Origin of the sequence: Pseudomonas multiresinivorans (assembly GCF_012971725.1) — a bacterium.
In the GTDB taxonomy this organism is placed as follows: Bacteria; Pseudomonadota; Gammaproteobacteria; order Pseudomonadales; family Pseudomonadaceae; genus Pseudomonas; species Pseudomonas multiresinivorans.
Window position 1 is genome coordinate 2,521,180 of the sequence record NZ_CP048833.1, and the last position, 17,242, is coordinate 2,538,421.

At 65.7% G+C, this 17,242-nt stretch carries 18 protein-coding genes; 8 read left to right on the forward strand and 10 right to left on the reverse strand.

From position 1 onward, the window contains the following. Nucleotides 1-71: 71 nt before the first annotated feature. Entirely contained in the window at nt 72-1,010 is a 939-nt protein-coding gene (locus tag G4G71_RS11800) for an MBL fold metallo-hydrolase (RefSeq protein WP_169937839.1), read from the reverse strand. 438 nt (nt 1,011-1,448) lie between these two features. Here G4G71_RS11800 and G4G71_RS11805 point away from each other — a divergent pair, with 438 nt between their 5' ends. Continuing rightward, nucleotides 1,449-2,141 (forward strand): B3/B4 domain-containing protein, encoded by a 693-nt coding sequence (locus tag G4G71_RS11805; RefSeq protein ID WP_169937841.1) that lies wholly within the window; start codon nt 1,449-1,451, stop codon nt 2,139-2,141. 4 nt (nt 2,142-2,145) lie between these two features. On the opposite strand, the gene G4G71_RS11810 is transcribed toward G4G71_RS11805, so the two are convergent. Next, a complete protein-coding gene (locus tag G4G71_RS11810; protein WP_169937843.1) occupies nt 2,146-2,775 on the reverse strand; it encodes a TetR/AcrR family transcriptional regulator in 630 nt (209 codons plus the stop codon). 95 nt (nt 2,776-2,870) lie between these two features. On the opposite strand from G4G71_RS11810, the gene G4G71_RS11815 reads away from it, so the two are divergent. Further along, nucleotides 2,871-3,536, forward strand: a complete 666-nt coding sequence (locus G4G71_RS11815; RefSeq protein ID WP_169937845.1) for an O-methyltransferase — start codon at nt 2,871-2,873, stop codon at nt 3,534-3,536. Between the two features lie 11 nt (nt 3,537-3,547). Here the strand turns inward: G4G71_RS11815 and G4G71_RS11820 are convergent, their stop codons facing one another. Further along, nucleotides 3,548-4,471 carry a LysR family transcriptional regulator gene (locus G4G71_RS11820; RefSeq protein ID WP_169937847.1) on the reverse strand — a complete coding sequence of 308 codons (924 nt, stop codon included), beginning with the start codon at nt 4,469-4,471 and terminating at the stop codon, nt 3,548-3,550. A gap of 163 nt (nt 4,472-4,634) precedes the next feature. Between G4G71_RS11820 and G4G71_RS11825 the strand changes: the two genes are divergently transcribed. Further along, on the forward strand, nt 4,635-5,030 hold the full coding sequence (locus G4G71_RS11825; protein ID WP_169937849.1) for a RidA family protein: 396 nt from the start codon (nt 4,635-4,637) through the stop codon (nt 5,028-5,030). A gap of 85 nt (nt 5,031-5,115) precedes the next feature. Beyond that, on the forward strand, nt 5,116-5,616 hold the full coding sequence (locus tag G4G71_RS11830) for a GNAT family N-acetyltransferase (protein WP_169937851.1): 501 nt from the start codon (nt 5,116-5,118) through the stop codon (nt 5,614-5,616). A 4-nt stretch (nt 5,617-5,620) separates the two neighbouring features. Here the strand turns inward: G4G71_RS11830 and G4G71_RS11835 are convergent, their stop codons facing one another. Further along, complete coding sequence (locus G4G71_RS11835; protein ID WP_054907879.1) at nt 5,621-6,040, reverse strand: hypothetical protein; 420 nt, start codon at nt 6,038-6,040, stop codon at nt 5,621-5,623. A 201-nt stretch (nt 6,041-6,241) separates the two neighbouring features. Between G4G71_RS11835 and G4G71_RS11840 the strand changes: the two genes are divergently transcribed. From G4G71_RS11840 to G4G71_RS11850, 3 genes are all read left to right on the forward strand, one after another. Further along, the gene (locus G4G71_RS11840) at nt 6,242-6,631 is read left to right on the forward strand and encodes a hypothetical protein (protein ID WP_169937853.1); all 390 of its coding nucleotides are present in this window, start codon (nt 6,242-6,244) and stop codon (nt 6,629-6,631) included. Nucleotides 6,632-7,080: 449 nt separating this feature from the next. Further along, nucleotides 7,081-8,775: an amidase gene (locus G4G71_RS11845; RefSeq protein WP_169937854.1), complete on the forward strand. Its 1,695-nt coding sequence runs from the start codon at nt 7,081-7,083 to the stop codon at nt 8,773-8,775. A 212-nt stretch (nt 8,776-8,987) separates the two neighbouring features. Further along, complete coding sequence (locus G4G71_RS11850; protein ID WP_169935270.1) at nt 8,988-9,929, forward strand: IS481 family transposase; 942 nt, start codon at nt 8,988-8,990, stop codon at nt 9,927-9,929. Between the two features lie 290 nt (nt 9,930-10,219). Here G4G71_RS11850 and G4G71_RS11855 read toward each other — a convergent pair whose 3' ends face one another. Both G4G71_RS11855 and gabP read right to left on the reverse strand, forming a co-directional pair. After that, the gene (locus tag G4G71_RS11855) at nt 10,220-11,236 is read right to left on the reverse strand and encodes a GlxA family transcriptional regulator (protein ID WP_169942617.1); all 1,017 of its coding nucleotides are present in this window, start codon (nt 11,234-11,236) and stop codon (nt 10,220-10,222) included. Nucleotides 11,237-11,298: 62 nt separating this feature from the next. After that, nucleotides 11,299-12,711 carry a GABA permease gene (gabP, locus tag G4G71_RS11860; RefSeq protein ID WP_169937857.1) on the reverse strand — a complete coding sequence of 471 codons (1,413 nt, stop codon included), beginning with the start codon at nt 12,709-12,711 and terminating at the stop codon, nt 11,299-11,301. Nucleotides 12,712-13,117: 406 nt separating this feature from the next. Here gabP and G4G71_RS11865 point away from each other — a divergent pair, with 406 nt between their 5' ends. Then, on the forward strand, nt 13,118-13,777 hold the full coding sequence (locus tag G4G71_RS11865) for a glutathione S-transferase family protein (RefSeq protein WP_169937859.1): 660 nt from the start codon (nt 13,118-13,120) through the stop codon (nt 13,775-13,777). Between the two features lie 51 nt (nt 13,778-13,828). Here the strand turns inward: G4G71_RS11865 and G4G71_RS11870 are convergent, their stop codons facing one another. From G4G71_RS11870 to G4G71_RS11885, 4 genes are all read right to left on the reverse strand, one after another. Further along, the gene (locus G4G71_RS11870) at nt 13,829-15,187 is read right to left on the reverse strand and encodes an ATP-binding protein (RefSeq protein WP_169937861.1); all 1,359 of its coding nucleotides are present in this window, start codon (nt 15,185-15,187) and stop codon (nt 13,829-13,831) included. After that, a complete protein-coding gene (locus G4G71_RS11875; protein WP_169937863.1) occupies nt 15,163-15,828 on the reverse strand; it encodes a response regulator in 666 nt (221 codons plus the stop codon). The genes G4G71_RS11870 and G4G71_RS11875 overlap by 25 nt, the downstream gene beginning before the upstream one ends. 97 nt (nt 15,829-15,925) lie before the next feature. Next, nucleotides 15,926-16,360, reverse strand: a complete 435-nt coding sequence (locus G4G71_RS11880) for a hypothetical protein (RefSeq protein WP_169937865.1) — start codon at nt 16,358-16,360, stop codon at nt 15,926-15,928. A 28-nt stretch (nt 16,361-16,388) separates the two neighbouring features. Continuing rightward, the gene (locus tag G4G71_RS11885; RefSeq protein WP_169937867.1) at nt 16,389-17,156 is read right to left on the reverse strand and encodes a COG4705 family protein; all 768 of its coding nucleotides are present in this window, start codon (nt 17,154-17,156) and stop codon (nt 16,389-16,391) included. Between the last annotated feature and the right edge of the window lie 86 nt (nt 17,157-17,242).

Below are 17,242 nucleotides of genomic sequence, written 5' to 3' on the forward strand. Positions count from 1 at the left end.
CATCCTGCACCGAACGGTCCCCTCTCCCGCGTGCGGGAGAGGGTTAGGGTGAGGGGCTCTGGATCTCGTGCTCAGTATCCATACCCCCGCCCATCCGTGAACTGGATGTCGGTCAGGATGCTGATGTCCTTCTCCACCTTGTACAGCTCCGAGCTCCTGATCAGTTCCGGGTCGCTGAAGGCTTCGCCCTTGGCGCGGCCGGCCTGGATCTGCTGCATCTTGTCGCGGACCGCGACGACGTCGGCGTAGGTCATGGCCGGCACCTTGCTCGGGTCCTCGTCGGCGTGGGCGCCGTAGAGGGTGGTCTGCGGGTTGATCACCTTCAGGGTGGCGTCCAGCGAGGCGACGTAATCCTTCAGGTTCCCCGCCAGCAGCCACGACGGATACAGGTGATCGCCGGAGAGCAGGATGTTGTGCGCCTCATCAAACAGCGCGACTTCGTCCGGCGTGTGGCCGGGCATGCTCAGCAGTCGCAGCTTGAGGCCGCCCAGGTCGATCACTTCATCGGGCTTCACCAGCCGCGAGACCTTGAAGGGCGCCAGCGTCATGTGGTCGATGTTGCCCAGGTAGACCGGCTCGGGAACCTGGTAGAGGCCGTCGGCGCGGCGGAATTTCGCGGTGAAGGGGGTATCCACCAGGTAGATGCTCTGGAAGTTGTGCAGACCGCCCAGATGGTCGAAGTGCAAGTGCGAGGGCAGCACCGAGAGCGGCTTGTCGGTGATCTGGCGGGCGACCTGGGTGATGTCTTCCTTCTGGTTCGCGCCGGAATCGAACATCAGCGCGTGGTCCGAACCCACCAGTAGGTACGAATAGTTCTTCTGGTAGTAGTTCGGCTCGCCGATGGCATAGAGGAAGTCCGTCAGCTTGTGTACCACGAAGGCCGCTTTCTCTACCTTGAGGGTATCGGCCTTGGGTGCTCCGGCCTTGGGCGCCTCGGCGGCGGTTGCGGCGAACGGAGCACCGAGCAGGGTGGTGGAAGCCAGGGCCAAGGCTTTGATCAATGTGCGCATGGGGCGCGAACCTCTGTTGTCGTTGTTTTGGGTGGGAATGGCGGCGGGTATTTCCGTCAGCCCATCTCAACGCTGGCGAGGGCGCACTTCAATCCACGATTTTTGTGGCCCGACAGTTCAGATCAGCTAAAGCCTGACGGTTTTGCGGTATCAGCAAAGTCGATTTGCGTTATTTCCTATAAGCAGGGCTAATCCTTCATTCGGGGATTTCATGGCAGCGAGTACGCCATGCCGGTAGAACTGCGCTGGTCGGGCGCGCTTTTCGCGCCCCATTCCCCCGTTACCGGAGCTATTCCAATGACGTCCAGATGGACCACTTTGCTGTGCGTGCTGAAAACCCTGTCTGTTGCCTGGGGCGACTACAACAAGCGCAACTTCGTTCGCCGCTGAGGTGGGCAATTCGATCGTCCGCATCCGCTGTACACCAAGGATTTCGCCATGCATCCCGTCACGCCTCGCATTGACCCCGCCATCGCTTCCATCGCCCCCGGCTTTCGGGCCCTGAGCATCACGGTCGAGGCCGCGCCCATCCGCCATCCGGCGGTGGCCGAACAAGCCCTGCAGCGAGCCTGCGCGGCGCTCCTGGCGGGCGAGCCGGCCTGGGCCGAGGCGCACCTGGCGGCGTGGGCCGAAGTGTTCCGCCGCTTTGGCGCCAAACCCCAGCGCACGCCCTGCTCGGCGGAGGCGCTGCGCAAGCGCGTATTGCGTGACGGCAGCCTGCCGGTGATCGATCCGGTGGTGGACCTGTACAACGCCATCAGCGTGCAGTTCGCGATTCCGGTGGGTGGGGAGAACCTCGCCGCCTACGCCGGAACCCCGCGCCTGGTGATCGCCGACGGCAATGAACTCTTCGACACGATGAAGGACGGCGCGCCGGCCCACGAATCGCCCGACGCCGGCGAAGTTGTCTGGCGTGACGACCTCGGTGTCACCTGTCGCCGCTGGAACTGGCGGCAGGGCGTGCGCACCCGCCTGGACGCCGAGGCGCAGCAAATGTGGTTCATCCTCGAAAGCCTGCCGGAAATGCCGCTGGAAGCCCTGCGCGAGGCGGGCGACCTACTGATCGTCGGGTTGCAGGAGATGATGCCGGGCGCCAAGGCCGAGGCGCAGTTGGTGGAGTGCCGGGGGTAAGCCTCTACTGCATGAGGCTCTTCAGGTAGGCGCAGAACATATCCGCCATCGCGTCGCTGAATGCATCGATCTGCTCGGCGCTGCGCGGGCTTTCCGAGAACTGCTTGCCCACCGAGCCAAGTGTCGTGGTGATCAACTCGCAAGCCAGCGTGCGTTGTGCTTCGGGAGCGAGCGGGAGGGCTTCGGCGATGAACGCCTGGAAAATCCCCTCGCCGGCGGCCTTGGCTTCCCGGGCCTCCGGCGCATCGCGGTAGAGCGGAGCAGCATCGCTCAGGGCGATACGCATGCGCGCCTCCTCGCACTCGGAGCGGATGAAGGCATGGACGAGGTTGCGCAGGCGCTGCAATGGCTCCTGCGTTTCATCCGCCAGCAGGCCGCGCAACATCTCCGTGGTTTGCCGCCACTCGTCGCTCTGCAGGCGGAACAGGATCGCCGCCTTGTTCGGGAAGTACTGGTACAGCGAGCCGACGCTGACCCCGGCGCGCTCGGCCACCCGCGCGGTGGTGAAACGCGAGGCGCCTTCCTTCTCCAGAACCTGAACAGCGGCATCCAGAATGGCCGTCACCAGGTCGTTGGAGCGCGCCTGTTTCGGCTCCTTGCGCGTGGAAATACGCGGGCTGCGGCGTTCGGGCATGGGGCTCTCCGGCAATGCGAATAGTGGAATATGACGAATTCGTCGCATTCTAGTCGGGCGCTTTTTCGCACTCAATCCTCTATCCGGAGACCACCATGACGACCCTCACTTCTGCCCCCGTGGCGCCCCTGCTGCAACGCCTCTTCGAGGAAGCTGATGCGGCATCTCCCCAGTCCAGCCCGGCCTTCGCCAATCTCGACCAGGCTGCGCTGACGCGCCTGATGCAGAGCAAGACCGAGTACCGGGAGCTCTACGGCCAGCTCAGGGACCAGCCGCTGCCCGTCTCGCGGGAAACCGGTGCGCTGCTGTACATGCTGGCGCGCAGCATCGGCGCCAGGCACATCGTCGAATTCGGCACTTCCTACGGTATCTCCACGCTGCACCTGGCGGCGGCCTTGCGCGACAACGGCGGCGGCCGCCTGATCACCAGTGAGTTCGAGCCTTCGAAAGTGGCACGCGCCCAGGCCAACCTGGTCGCCGGTGGCGTGGCCGACCTGGTGGAAATCCGCGAGGGCGATGCACTGCAGACCCTGGCCCGCGATCTGCCCGAAAGCATCGACCTGCTGCTTCTCGACGGCGCCAAGGCGCTCTACCCGGAAATCCTCGCGCGGGTGGAGAGCCGCCTGCGCCCCGGTGCGCTGGTCATCGCCGACAATGCCGATTACTGCCCCGAGTACCTGGCGGAGGTGCGCCTGCCGGGCGGGCGCTACCTGTCGATTCCGTTTGCCGATGACGTGGAATTGTCCATGCGCCTGGGTTGAAGCTGCGCTGTCTAGAGCTGGGGCTGGACCACCGGCGCGTGCCGCGCCATCAGCTCGACGATCCAGTCGATGAACACCCTCAGCTTCGCGCTGACGTGGCGGTTGGGCGGGAAAGCCACGAAGAGCGGCATCGTTTCCATCGTCCAGCCGGCGAACAGCTCCACCAGTTCGCCGCGCGCCACGGCCTCGTCGGCCATGTAGCGCGGCAGCCAGAGCACACCCATGCCGGCGATACCGGCGGCGAGGTAGGCGTTGCCGTCGTCCACGGTCAGCACCGGCCGCCCCTGGACCTGCACGGTCTCTCCCGCCTTGTGCAGCGCGTACGACAACGGCTTGCCGGTGCGCGCCCAGAGGTAACCGACGATGCGCTGCTGGCTGTTCTCCAGGTCACGCGGGTGCTCCGGCACTCCGGCGCGCTGCAGGTAGGAAGGCGCGGCGAAGACCCCCAACTGCAGGTCGCCGACGCGCCGGGCCATCAGCGACTGGTCGGTGAGTTCGCCACCGCGCACCACGCAATCCACCTTCTCATCGATGAGGTCGACCATGCGGTCGCTGACGCCCAGGTCGATCTGGATGTCCGGGTAGCGAGCGTGGAAGCCCGGCAGCGCGGGGATCAGCAGGATACGCGCCAGCGGGCTGGGTACGTCCACCCTTAGCCGCCCGCGGGGCAGGGCGGCGGCGCTGGAGAGGCTGGTCTCGGCGTCGTCCATGTCCGCCAGCAGGCGCACCACGCGCTCGTAGTACGCAGCGCCGTCGGCGGTGAGATTGAGCTTGCGCGTGGTGCGGTTGAGCAGTCGCACACGCAGGCGCGCCTCCAACTGCTGGATCAGCTGGGTCACGCTGGTGCGGCTCATGTGCAGGGTGTCGGCGGCCTTGGTGAAGCTGCCGGTTTCCACCACGCGGGCGAAGGCTTGCATCGCATCGAAACGGTCCATGGCGGCTCCGGCTGGCTCAGGAAGGAGGGCGCTGAGAAGGGCTGATTGTTTGGATTCTACAAACAATGCTGACCAGTGTTGCCCGATTATCGCTGCCCCCGCGCGCCGTAACCTGCCTCCATCTTTGAACCGGGGCCATCGCGCCCCTCGCTGGAGCAAGCAGATGAGTACACGTGACGTGGTTTTCCCTTCCGGCCGCCAGGATCTTTATGAACGCAACCGCTATTCCCCGGCGATCCGCAGCAACGGCCTGCTGTTCGTCTCAGGCCAGGTTGGCAGCCGCGAGGACGGTTCGCCCGAGGTCGGGCTGGATGCCCAGGTGCGGCGCGCCTTCGCAAACCTCAACGCGGTCCTCGACGCCGCCGGTTGCAGCTTCGATGACGTGATGGACGTGACGATCTTCCTGGTCGACCCCCAGGCGAATTTCGAGCGCGCCTGGCAGGTCGCCGCCGACTATTGGGGCGCGGCACCCTATCCGACGGTGACGGCGGTGGGCGTGACCTGGCTCTACGGCTTCGATTTCGAGATCAAGGTGATCGCGCGCCTGCCACGGGACTGAAGCCGGCCGCAGGGCAGGGCGGCGAGACGGGGCGGCCGGGTTTCTTTACCATGCCATCCTGTTTTGCCCTGCCAGGATTTCCCCCATGACCGCGCCGACCTTCCGCACCGCCGTTCCCGCCGACACCGACCGTTGCTTCGCGATCGAAACCACCGCCTATGAAGGCGACGAGGCGGCGACGCACGAGAAGATAGCCACGCGCATCGCCCAGTATCCCGAAGGCTTCCTGATCATGGAGCTGGAAGGCGAGATCATCGGCTTCATCAACAGCGGCTGCGCGTTCGACGTGGTGATGTCCGACGAGGAGTTCAAGGAGCTCATCGGCCACGATCCGGCGGCGCCCAACGTGGTGGTCATGTCGGTGGTGATCGACCCGGCGCAGCAGGGCAAAGGCTATGCGTCGCTGCTGATGCGCACCTTCGTCGAACGCATGGCCGGCCTGGGCAAGCGCACCATCCACCTGATGTGCAAGGACCGCCACGTGCCGCTCTACGAGCGCTTCGGCTATCGCTACGTCAAGCCGTCGGCGTCCGACCACGGCGGCATGGCGTGGCACGAGATGGTCATGGAACTGCCAGCTGCCTGAGCCTTCAGCGCTCCGGCCGATCGTTCACCCGGTCGCGGGTGGCGCGCTCGGCCAGCCGGTCGAAGGATTCCGGCAGCAGTGCCGCCTCGCCCTGCTCGTCGAGCAGCTGGCGGAATACCAGATGGTCCGGGAAGCTGCGGCTGATCAGCGTGAGCAGCTCGGTGCCGCGCTCGGTAAGCTCGAAGTTGTTGCCGGTGCCGCCGTGTTCGCGCGGGCGCTCCTGGATATAGCCGTTGGCGAAGAGATCGCCCTCCAGGTCACCGGCGACCTTCTTCAGATGATCCGTGCTGCCTTCCACCGGCTCGCCCTGCAGCCGGTGCTGCTCGGCCACTTCCTCGCCGCATTCGCGAGCCTTGTAGGGTTGGTCGGCGCATTCCTGGGCGCGCAGCAGCAGGCGTTCGATCAGGTCCCAGTCGTAGCTCATGGTGTGTCCTCCGGGGTTGGAAAGGCGGGGCTTCATGATTTGCGACCGGCCATGGCGGGGAGGGTTCGAACTTCCTGCGCAGCGGTGCGCAACCATCAATGCCGTCGAGCTTCACTATCGATGCAATCGAGTGGTGCGCGGGCCGGGCGCGGCTGACTATCTGCCCCACGAGATCGATGAACCGAGCAAGGGACAGAATCGATGAACACCCAGCGCCCCATCGCCAATCGCCCGGCTGCCCGTATCGCCCTTGGTTCGCTACTGCTGGCGGCGGCCAGCCTGACCGGCTGCGCGGCGACCTCCGAAAGCCAGCTGAGCTGGGACAGCCTCGGCGGCATGACTGCCCAGGACAGCAGCGCCTACCTCAACTGCGTCGACGGCAGGCTGACTCCCGGCACTGCCACTTTCGTCAGCGACAGCGGCACTACCCGCCAACTGCTCACCGGCAGCGCCGATCCGTTGCAGGCCAGCGGCATCGTCCAGGTGACTCCTATCGCCGGTGGCAACCACTTCAGTGCCTACCAGCGCAGCGCCTGGCAGGACAAGGGCGAGCTGCTGGATGCCGCCTACCAGTGCTCGCAGCACGGTTGATGATCTGTAGAGGTTGATACGTCTTCGAGCGGATCGCTCCCCCCAGCGACCCGCCCAGCGCCGGCAGGCGGCGAGTAGCCTGCGCCAGCGTCTGCCTTCGGGCTTTCGCTGATTCACTCTCCAAGGGTGCTTCCCCCGGCACCCGTATCTCGCCCGCCGAGTCCGCGCTCGGTGGGCGTTTTTTTTAATTTACGCGTGTTGTGTATTCTGATCGGACATGCCAGTGTGTGCGCCCTGGCGGCTGTATTCGCCCTGCCTTGCCCAGGATGCGCATCCGGTTTGTCCGCCGGGCGCTGAACGACGCCGCCGGCCGACGGTAAACTCACTCCCGTCGCGTAACAGAAGTACAAGAGAATCGAGATGAACACGCATTTTCCGACTTGCGCCGTCTGGGTCCTTCGCGACGCAGACCTGCCCCTTCCCACCAACCTTCAGCCGACGGTGAAAGCATGATCGAGGTAACCGAAGTTTCCATTGCGCAGCTGCGTGAAGCCCTCGAGTCGGGCCGCACCACCGCGGTCGAACTGGTCAAGGCCTACCTCGCTCGCATTGACGCCTACGATGGCCCGACCAAGCTCAACGCCGTGGTCGTGCGCAACACCGAGGCCCTGAAGGAAGCCGAAGCCTCCGACGCCCGCCGCGCCCGTGGCGAGACCCTCGGCCCGCTGGACGGCATTCCGTACACCGCCAAGGACAGCTACCTGGTGAAAGGCCTGACCGCCGCTTCCGGCAGCCCGGCCTTCAAGGACCTGATCGCCTACCGCGACGCCTTCACCGTCGAGCGCCTGCGCGCCGGCGGCGCCATCTGCCTGGGCAAGACCAACATGCCGCCCATGGCCAACGGTGGCATGCAGCGCGGCGTCTACGGCCGTGCTGAAAGCCCGTACAACCGCAAGTTCCTCACCGCGCCCTTCGCCTCCGGCTCCTCCAACGGTGCCGGCACTGCGACCGCCGCGAGCTTCTCGGCCTTCGGCCTGGCGGAAGAAACCTGGTCCAGCGGCCGCGGCCCGGCCTCGAACAACGGCCTGTGCGCCTACACCCCGTCCCGTGGCGTGATCTCGGTGCGTGGCAACTGGCCGCTGACCCCGACCATGGACGTGGTGGTGCCCTACGCCCGCACCATGGCCGACCTGCTGGAAGTGCTCGACGTGGTCGTCGCCGAAGACGCCGACAAGCGCGGTGACCTGTGGCGCCTGCAGCCGTGGGTGCCGATCCCCGCCGTCAGCGAAGTGCGCCCGGCTTCCTACCTGGACCTCGCCGCCGGCCCGGAAGCCCTCAAGGGCAAGCGCCTGGGCGTACCGCGCATGTTCATCAACAAGGACGAACTGGCCGGCACCAGCGAGAAGCCCGGCATCGGCGGCCCGACCGGCCAGCGCATCAACACCCGCGCCTCGGTCATCGACCTCTGGGAACAGGCCCGCAAGGCCCTGGAAGCCGCCGGCGCCGAAGTCGTCGAAGTGGACTTCCCGCTGGTTTCCAACTGCGAGGGCGACCGCCCTGGCGCGCCGACCGTGTACAACCGCGGCTTCGTCTCCGAGCAGTTCCTGCATGACGAACTGTGGGAACTGTCCGGCTGGGGCTTCGACGACTTCCTCCGCGCCAACGGCGATCCCAAGCTGAACAAGCTGGCTGACGTCGACGGGCCGAAGATCTTCCCCCATGACCCGGGCACTCTGCCGAACCGCGAGGACGACCTGGTCGCCGGTATGGACGAGTACGTCAACATGGCCAAGCGCGGCCTGAAGACCTGGGACCAGATCGAAACCCTGCCGGACGGCCTGCGCGGCCTGGAGAAGACCCGCAAGCTCGACCTGGAAGACTGGATGGACGAGCTGAAGCTGGACGCCGTGCTGTTCCCCACCGTGGCCGACGTCGGCCCGGCGGACGCCGACGTGAACCCGGAATCGGCCGACATCGCCTGGAGCAACGGCATCTGGGTGGCCAACGGCAACCTGGCGATCCGTCACCTGGGCGTGCCGACCGTCACCGTGCCGATGGGCGTGATGGCCGACATCGGCATGCCGGTGGGCCTGACCTTCGCCGGCCGCGCCTATGACGACTCGGCGCTGCTGACCTTCGCCGCGGCCTTCGAGGCCACCGGCTCCAAGCGCCTGGTGCCGCCGAGCACGCCGCCGCTGAGCTGATCGGTCGGTTGCTGCCAGCAGGATGAAAAACCGCGCCCCAGGGCGCGGTTTTTTATTGCCAGAAGCGCTGGGTGCGACGTGTTCGATGGTCTGCTGTGTTGATGGGCCATGTTCGCGAGCAAGGACTAGGTGTGATCTCTCGGTAGGTTGTTCATCCGGGGCTTACCCGGAAAACTGGAAGTGCGACCAACCAATCCTTCCAGGAGCCCCGAATGAACCTGCATAAACATGCCCGTCTTACACCGCGCGGTCGAGCCCTTTTAGTCCAGCGCATGCTTCAGGGATTACGTGCTGAAGAGGCAGCGCAGGCGGCCGGTGTCAGCGTACGTACGGCCTACAAATGGCTTCGGCGTTACCGCGAAGAGGGAGAGGCCGGCATGATGGATCGCACTTCGCGCCCTCACGCCTGCCCCCATGCCACACCCGAGTCCCGGCTCGAAAGGCTGATTGAGCGGCGCAGCGCCCGTCAAACCTATCGGCAAATTGCCAACGAGTTAGGGCTGGCAGTCAGTACCATCGCTCGCCACCTCAAACGACTCGGACTCAATCGGCTCCCCGAGTTGGAGCCCGCTCCGCCGATCAGGCGTTATCAGTACGCTCAACCAGGTGATCTACTGCATCTGGATATCAAGAAGCTCGCACGCTTTTGGAGACCGGGACATCGAGTTACGGGAACCCGGCTGATGGGCTCTGACGGAGCGGGCTGGGAGTTTGTCCATGTCGCCATCGACGATGCCTCGCGCATCGCCTTCTCCAGCCTGCATGCTGATGAACGAGGTGGAAGTGCCTGTCGCGCTCTGCTCCAGGCTTTGCGCTACTACCGCTCGCTGAAGATTCGATTTACTCGGGTCATGACTGACAACGGTGCCTGCTACCGATCAGGTCTATTCCGCCGCCTATGCCGGCGTCTGGGCTTACGACATATCCGCACCAGACCCTACACCCCACGTACCAATGGCAAAGCTGAGCGCTTCATTCAAACCAGCTTGCGGGAGTGGGCCTACGCCCGTAGCTACGAGAGCTCTGAGCAGCGCGCCCAGCATCTGGCCCTCTGGCTACACCAATACAACTGGCACAGGCCTCACTCCAGTCTGCATTACTGCCCACCCATCAGCCGCATTCCACTGAACAACCTACTGGGTTTACACAACTAGGCGTCCCCCTCGGTCCCCACAGGGTGTGGCGGTCCTGTTCCTTGTAGGAGCGAGCTTGCTCGCGAACCTCTGCCGGCCTGGCGCGGCAGCCGGGAAGCCATCGCGGACAGAGTCCGCTCCTACAAGAGAAAGGCCCCTCACCCTAACCCTCTCCCGCAAGCGGGAGAGGGACTGTTTGGTACAGGGTGAAACCTCGGCGTCAGCCGGCACGGGCTACCCCCTCTCCCTCCGGGAGAGGGTTGGGGTGAGGGGGAGCGCAGGCACGGACTCTCAAGAGAAGACAGTTGCTCCTACAGGGTGCGCTCGGATGTGCGTTGCGCCTTCACGCAACCGAAGCGCGCTTCCCTGGACGGTGAGTAGCCGTAGAAGGATGTGTAGCACTTGCTGAAATGGCTGGGCGAGACGAAGCCGCAGGCCAGCCCCACCTCGTACATCGGCAGGCTGGAATGCTGCAGCAGGCGGCGGCTTTCGGTGATGCGCAGTTCCAGGTAGTAGCGCACCGGCGTGGTGCCCAATTGTTCCTGGAACAGCCGCTCGATCTGCCGCTTGGAGCGCCCGACGTAGTTCGACAGCTGGTCCTGGCTAAGCGGTTCCTCGATGTTCGCGCTCATCAGGTTGATCGCTTCGCGCAGCGGCTCGCTGAGCTTTTCGTGCAGCGCCGGGCGGGTGCGGCGGAAGCGCGACTCCTCGAAGGCCAGGATGTCGACGATGGCGTCCACCAGTTCACGGCCGTGGCGCGCGTTGATCCACTCCAGCACGAGGTTGAAGGCGCCGGTGGGGCTGGCGGCGGTGAGGCGGTCGCGGTCGGCCTGGTAGCTCTCGCTGGTGACCTCGCTGTGCCGGGCGATCTCCGCCAGCGCCGCGCGGTTCTCCGGGTGGATGGCGCAACGGTAGCCGTCCAGCAGGCCGGCCTGGCCAAGGAACCAGGCGCCGTTCCACAGGCCGGCGAGGGCGATGCCGCGGTCGGCGGCGATCTGCAGCAGGCGCGTCAGTTCGGGGATTGCGCGCAGCGGGGTGCGCAGGCCGCCGCAGACCACCAGCAGGTCGAGCTCGGCGAGTTGCGCTGAGGTCAGCGTCTCGCCGGGACAGATCACCAGGCCCAGGTCGCTGGTGACCGACTCGCCGTCGAGGCTGAAGGTCTGCGTGGCGAAGGTCTGTGCGCGGATGAGGTTGGCGGTGACCAGGGTATCCAGCGCCTGGGTGAAGGCCGGCAGGGAGAAGTGCTCCAGCAGCAGGAAGCCCACCCGCGCGAGCCGGCCGGGCTCCCGGGAATCATCGTCGAGGTAGCGCAGGTTGCGCCCCTGCATGGCACCACTGAACTGGCGGCGTTCGACCAATAGGCACCTCGTCTCGTTGTGTGGCGGAGCGTTCAGCTACGCACGGCGCGCCGGCCGATGGTTCGCTGGGTGTGGGGCGACGTGCGCCGGCCGGTCTGGCTGAGCAGGACGATGATCACCGTCAGGGCCAGGGTCGAACTCACTTCCACGCGGTGCGACGGCATGATGAACATCACCGTGAGGATGAAGCTGATGATCCCGATCACCAGCCAGGTCAGCCAGGGGAACAGCCACATGCGAAACACCAGCTCGTGGTTGCGCCGGCGCAGGATGCCGCGCATGCGCAGCTGCGACACGGCGATGGCCAGGTAGACGAGCAGGGCGATGGAGCCGGAGCTGGCGAGCAGGAACTCGAACAGCCGCCCTGGCGCAAAGAAGTTGAGCAGGGTGGTGAACATGCCGATCAGTGTGCTGGCGATCACCGCCGCACGCGGCACGCCCGCCGCCGAGGTGCGCTGGATGAAGGCCGGGGCGTCGTTGCGGCGGCTCAGCGAATAGATCATCCGCGAGGCGATATACACCGAGGAGTTCAGGCAACTGGCCACGGCGACCAGCACCACCAGGTCCATCAGCAACTGCGCGTTGGGGATGTGCAGGAGCTCCAGGGTGCGCTGGTAGGAACCGATCTCCACCAGGCGTGGGTCGTCCCACGGCACCACCGAGATGATCACCAGGATCGACAGCAGGTAGAACACGCTGATGCGCCAGATCACCGAGCGCGTGGCCTTGGCGATGTTGCGGCTGGGGTCGCTGGATTCGGCGGCGGCGATGGTCACCGCCTCGGTGCCGATGAAGCTGAACAGGGTGGTGATCAGCGCGCTGAAGATCGCCGTCCAGCCGTTGGGCATGAAGCCGCCGTGCTCGCCCATCAGCCTGTGCAGGCCGCTGACCTCGCGCCCCGGCAGCAGGCCGAACAGCGCTGCCGCGCCGAGGCCGATGAAGGCGACGATGGCGACCACCTTGAGCATGGCGAACCAGAATTCGAACTCGCCGTACTTGGCGACGCTGAACAGGTTGGTGACGGTGAGCAGCAGGGTCATCGACAGGGCGAAGACCCAGGTCTCGACCTGCGGGAACCAGTTGTTGAGGATGACCCCGGCGGCGATGGCCTCGATGGGGATGACCAGCACCCAGAACCACCAGTACAGCCAGCCGATGGTGAACCCGGCCCAGCGGCCGATGGCCTGGTCGGCATAGGCGGAGAAGGAACCCGTGTCGGGGCTGGCCACGGCCATCTCGCCGAGCATGCGCATCACCAGCACCACCAGCAACCCGGAGAGTGCATAGGCGACGATGGCGGAAGGGCCGGCCGCGGCGATCGCGTGGCCGGAGCCGACGAACAACCCTGCGCCGATGATTCCCGCGATGGAAAGCATGGTCACGTGGCGGGGCTTGAAGCCCTGCACCAGATCGCCATTGGTGCCTTTTGCACTGGGAGCACTCATCTGTCGGCCTTTTCTTGAAATTGTTCTTATGGGAGTAGCGAGGTCGGCGCGATGGCACTTGCAGGAGCGAATCTAGCCACCCGGCCGGTGGTTCCGCTCCTGGCGGGATCAGGGGATGGCTGGGGAAGGGGGCCGCTGCCGGCAACGCGCATCACGCGGGACCCAAGCTAAGGCAGATGGGCAGGCGGCGAGTTGCTCGAAATCGCCGCGGGCATGATCAAAAACGACATGCCGGCGGGGTAGAGAGTGGCCATGAGCTGCTCTGGGACGAAGGTTCCGCACCGGGGCAGCAGGGGAGTCGAAGCCAGCGAACCGGATCGGCGGTCAGCGTTTCAGCGGCTTGAGGCTCGCCTGGCGGCATTCGGGTCTAGGCTGAGTACTTTCGTCTGCCTCAGGTGATCCAGCCATGTCCCTTGTGCTCTTCGGCCATCTCTTTTCCTCCTACACGCAGAAGGTGCTGATCGCGCTGTACGAGAACGCCACGCCCTTCGAGTTCCGCGGCCTGGGCCCGGATGAGCCGGACAACGGTGCGCACTGGCTGCGCCTGTGGCCGCTGGCGAAGTTCCCGGTGCTGCTGGACGGTGAGCACAGCGTCGCCGAGACCAGCATCATCATCGAGTACCTCCACTTGAAGCATCCCGGCCCGGTGCGGCTGTTGCCGGACGATCCGCTGAAGGCGCTGGATGTGCGCTTCCTCGACCGCTTCTTCGACTGGCACGTGATGACCCCGGTGCAGCACGCCGTGCTGGGGGCCATGAGCGGTGAGGCGAGCAAGCGCGCCGAAGGCCTGGCCCACGCGGTAAGCAAGCTCGAACTGGCCTACGCCTGGCTGGAAGAGGAACTGGCCGGGCGCGCGTGGGCGGCGGGCGACAGCTTCAGCCTGGCCGACTGTGCAGCGGCGCCGTCACTGTTCTACGCCGACTGGACCCATCCCATCGGCGACCGCTACCCGACCCTGCGTGGCTACCGCTCGCGCCTGCTGGCGCGCCCGTCCTTCGCCCGCGCGGTGGAGGATGCGCGACCTCTGCGGACACTGTTCCCGCTGGGAGCGCCGGATCGCGATTGAGTACGGTGCGCTGCTTCGTTCAGGCCTGGGAGGATTCGCGCGCTCGGGCTTTCAGTCCGCTGCGAGGGCAAAGCTCAGGGTGACGCTAAGACCGGTTTTCGCCTTGGCGTCCGTATAGCCCAGTTGCACCACGGCTCCCAGGCGTTCGGCAATGGCCCTGACAATGGACAGGCCCAGGCCTGAACCTATTTCGGTGTTGCCCAGCGTGCGATAGAAGGGGTCGAAGACTCGTTGCCGTTCGGCTTCGGCGATACCCGGCCCTGTGTCGCTGACCCGCAGCAGGACGGCCTGCGGTCCGCGCAGGACGGCCAGGTCGATGCGGCCGCCTTGCGGTGTGTAGCGAATGGCGTTGTCGACCAGGTTCTTCAGCATCGTCGAGAGATCCATCTCGCTGACGGGCAGGCAGGCGTCCTCGCCGGATTCCAGGCCGATATCCAGGTCCTTGGCCCTGGCCAGTGGCAGCAGGTCCTCGAGTACGCTGCGATACACCTGGTGCACGGAGGTCGCTGAGGCCGGTTGCGTCGCGGGAGCCTGGGCGCGGGCGAGGCTCAGCAACTGGTCGACGAGGTTCTTGCTTCGCTCGAGGCCCCTTCGCAGTTGCGCCAGCCGCTCGCGGGCGACATCGGACATGTCCGCGACACCGAGGCGTTCTGCCTGCAGCGAGAGCGCGGTCAAGGGAGAGCGCAGCTCGTGGGCGGCATCGGCGACGAAGCGGTGCTGAGTTTCCAGGCTGTTACCCACGCGGCCCAGCAAGCGATTGATGGCATGTACGAAGGGCCGGACCTCGGTGGGCAGCGCCGACTCGTTCACCGGGTGCAATTGTTGCTCGTCGCGCTGGTCGATTTCCTCCGCCAGCCGGGCGATGGGACGAAACAGCTTGCGCACCAGGTCGGCGACCACCAGCAGCAGGATCGGGAACAGTACCAGCAGGGGAAGCAGGCTGCGCCAGGCGCTCTCGCGGGCGTCCTTGTCGCGGCTGCCGGTTTCCTGCGCCACGGCGATGCGTTCGCCCGCGGCGGTGGTTTTCACCAGCACGCGGAAGGACTCGCCGTACAGGTGCTGGGTCGACAGGCCATCGGCAAGGTGGGTCGACAGCGGCAACGGCAAGGTGGTGTCGGAGTCGCCACTGGCCTTGCTGCCGTCGGCCAGGTACTGGACGACGATGCGCGACTCCTCGTCATCGCCCCTGGTGGAAATGACCTCGTCGGGGTAGCGCAGCGTCATGTGCTGGCGCTCGAACAGCTCGGCAACGTGGCGCAGGCTGTTGTCCTGGATTTCCAGGGCTTCATCGAAGGCCGAGGCGAAGGCGAAGACGCCGGCGACGACTGCCACCGCCAGGATGGCCAGCGACAGGGCGATGGACAGGCGTAGCTGTACCGACTCGTTCAGGCGCCTTTTGAAACCATCCATCCCATTCCCCTGACGTTCTTGATGACATGGCTGCCCAGCTTGCGTCGCAGCGAGTGGATCAGGAATTCGATGGCATTGCTTTCCACCTCGTTGCCCCAGCCGTACAGGCGATCCTCCAGCTCGCTGCGCGAGAGGATGGCGCCGGGGCGGATCAGCAGCGCCTGCAGGAGGCTGAACTCACGGTTGGAGAGTGCCACCTCGGCGTGCTCGGCGGTGCTGGCATGCTTGTGGATCGGGTCCAGCGAGACCACGCCATTGCTCAGCAGGGGGCTGGCGCTGCCTCCCTTGCGGCGCATCACCGCACGCATGCGGGCCAGCAGTTCGGCCAGTTCGAAGGGCTTGAGCAGGTAGTCGTCGGCGCCGCCGTCCAGCCCGCGCAGGCGGTCATCGAGGCTGTCGCGGGCGGTGATGATCAGCAAGGGCACCGGGTTGTCGTGGGCACGCAGGCTGGCCAGCACCTCGAGCCCATCCTTGCCCGGCAGGCCGAGGTCGAGCAGTACTTGGTCATAGTGCTGGCTGGCGAGCGCGCTCAAGGCGCTCAGGCCATCCTGCACCCAGTCGGTGGCATAGCCCGCCTCATTCAGCGCGGCCTGGATGGCGTCGCCGATCATGGTGTCGTCTTCGACCAGCAGTACCCGCATGTTCTTCTCCGCAGTACACGGGCGCGGCCTCCCGGAGGAGGCCGCGTTGGGATTGAAGCACCTGTGTGTGCTTTTCGCGATGGCTTTCGCGCTCTGCTCAGGCTCTGCCTTGCAGTCTGTTGAAGGTTTTCATCAGGGCGTCCATCGTCGCCTTGCAGTTGGCCGCTTGCGGGCTGCTGGCGCGCAGGGCCGAGAGCGATTGGTCGATGGCATCGTCGAGGACATGCCAGTCGGCGGCGGCGCGTGGCTTGAGGCCGGCTTCGGCGTTGTCCCAGGCCAGTTCCAGGTCCTTGATGCGCAGCTTGGCGAGTGCCAGGTCGCCCTGGTTGACCAGGCCGGCGACATCCTGGGCAATGCTCTGGAACTCGGACAGATCGCCCAGCTTCGAGGCGGTGCTCTGGCCGGCGCCGAGCTGGCTGCTGGCGGCAGAGGCCGGGGCGTCGGTGGATTTTGAGCAGGCCGTGGCCAGGCCGAGCAGGGCGATGGCACAGACGATGGCGGTTTTACGGACAAACGAGTCGAGACGAGACATGGGAGCTCCCGGATGATCGGTGAGTGGTTTATTGAGCGATGCTTTTCTGGCTGTTGCTGCTGAACTGGGCGACCGCGACCAGGATCAGGATGACGCTGAGGAACAGCGCACTGGTCCACGTGGCTCCCATGCCGAGGCCGCCGTAGGTCTTGGCCTGAGTCAGCAGGTCGCCCAGCGAGGCGCCGAAGGGACGGGTGAGGATGTAGACGATCCAGAAGCACAGCACGGCGTTGCCGCCCAGCCTCCAGACGATGGCGGTGGCGGCGATAAGCCCGGCGAAGACGAACACGCCCAGGGTGAAGCCGAGCCCCAGGGCTTCGGTGGCCAGGTCGCCGGCCGCGGTGCCGAGGGCGAAGGTGCACAGCACGGTCGTCCAGTAGAACAGCTCGCGGCGCGGGGTGACGATCTGCTGGATCGACAGGTTGCGCTCCAGCGCGTACCAGACGGCGAAGTTGACCGCCAGCAGCAGCGCGAACACTGCTGTGCTGAGGTACAGGCTGACGCCGAGGACATCGGTGAGCAGGTCGGTGATCTGGGTACCGACGATGCTCACCAGCACCACGCTGAGCCAGTAGATCCAGGGCGTATAGGCTCGCGTGCGGAGCTGGCCGAACAGCGCGGCCGCCAGCAGCAGGGCCATGCCGATGCTGGTGGCGGCCTGGCCCAGCCCGGCATCGACTGCGAGGAAGTCGGCGAAGGTTTCGCCCACCGTGGTGGACATGATCTTGATCACCCAGAAGGCCAGGGTGACCTCGGGGACCTTGTTGAGCCAGGCGGCGGTTGTTGGCTGGTTCATGGGCGTGTGCATCTCCTTGGCTGCCGTGTGTCGGCGTGGGGAGAAGGCTACGGCGAGAAACTTAGCTGGGACTGAGGGCGATCATC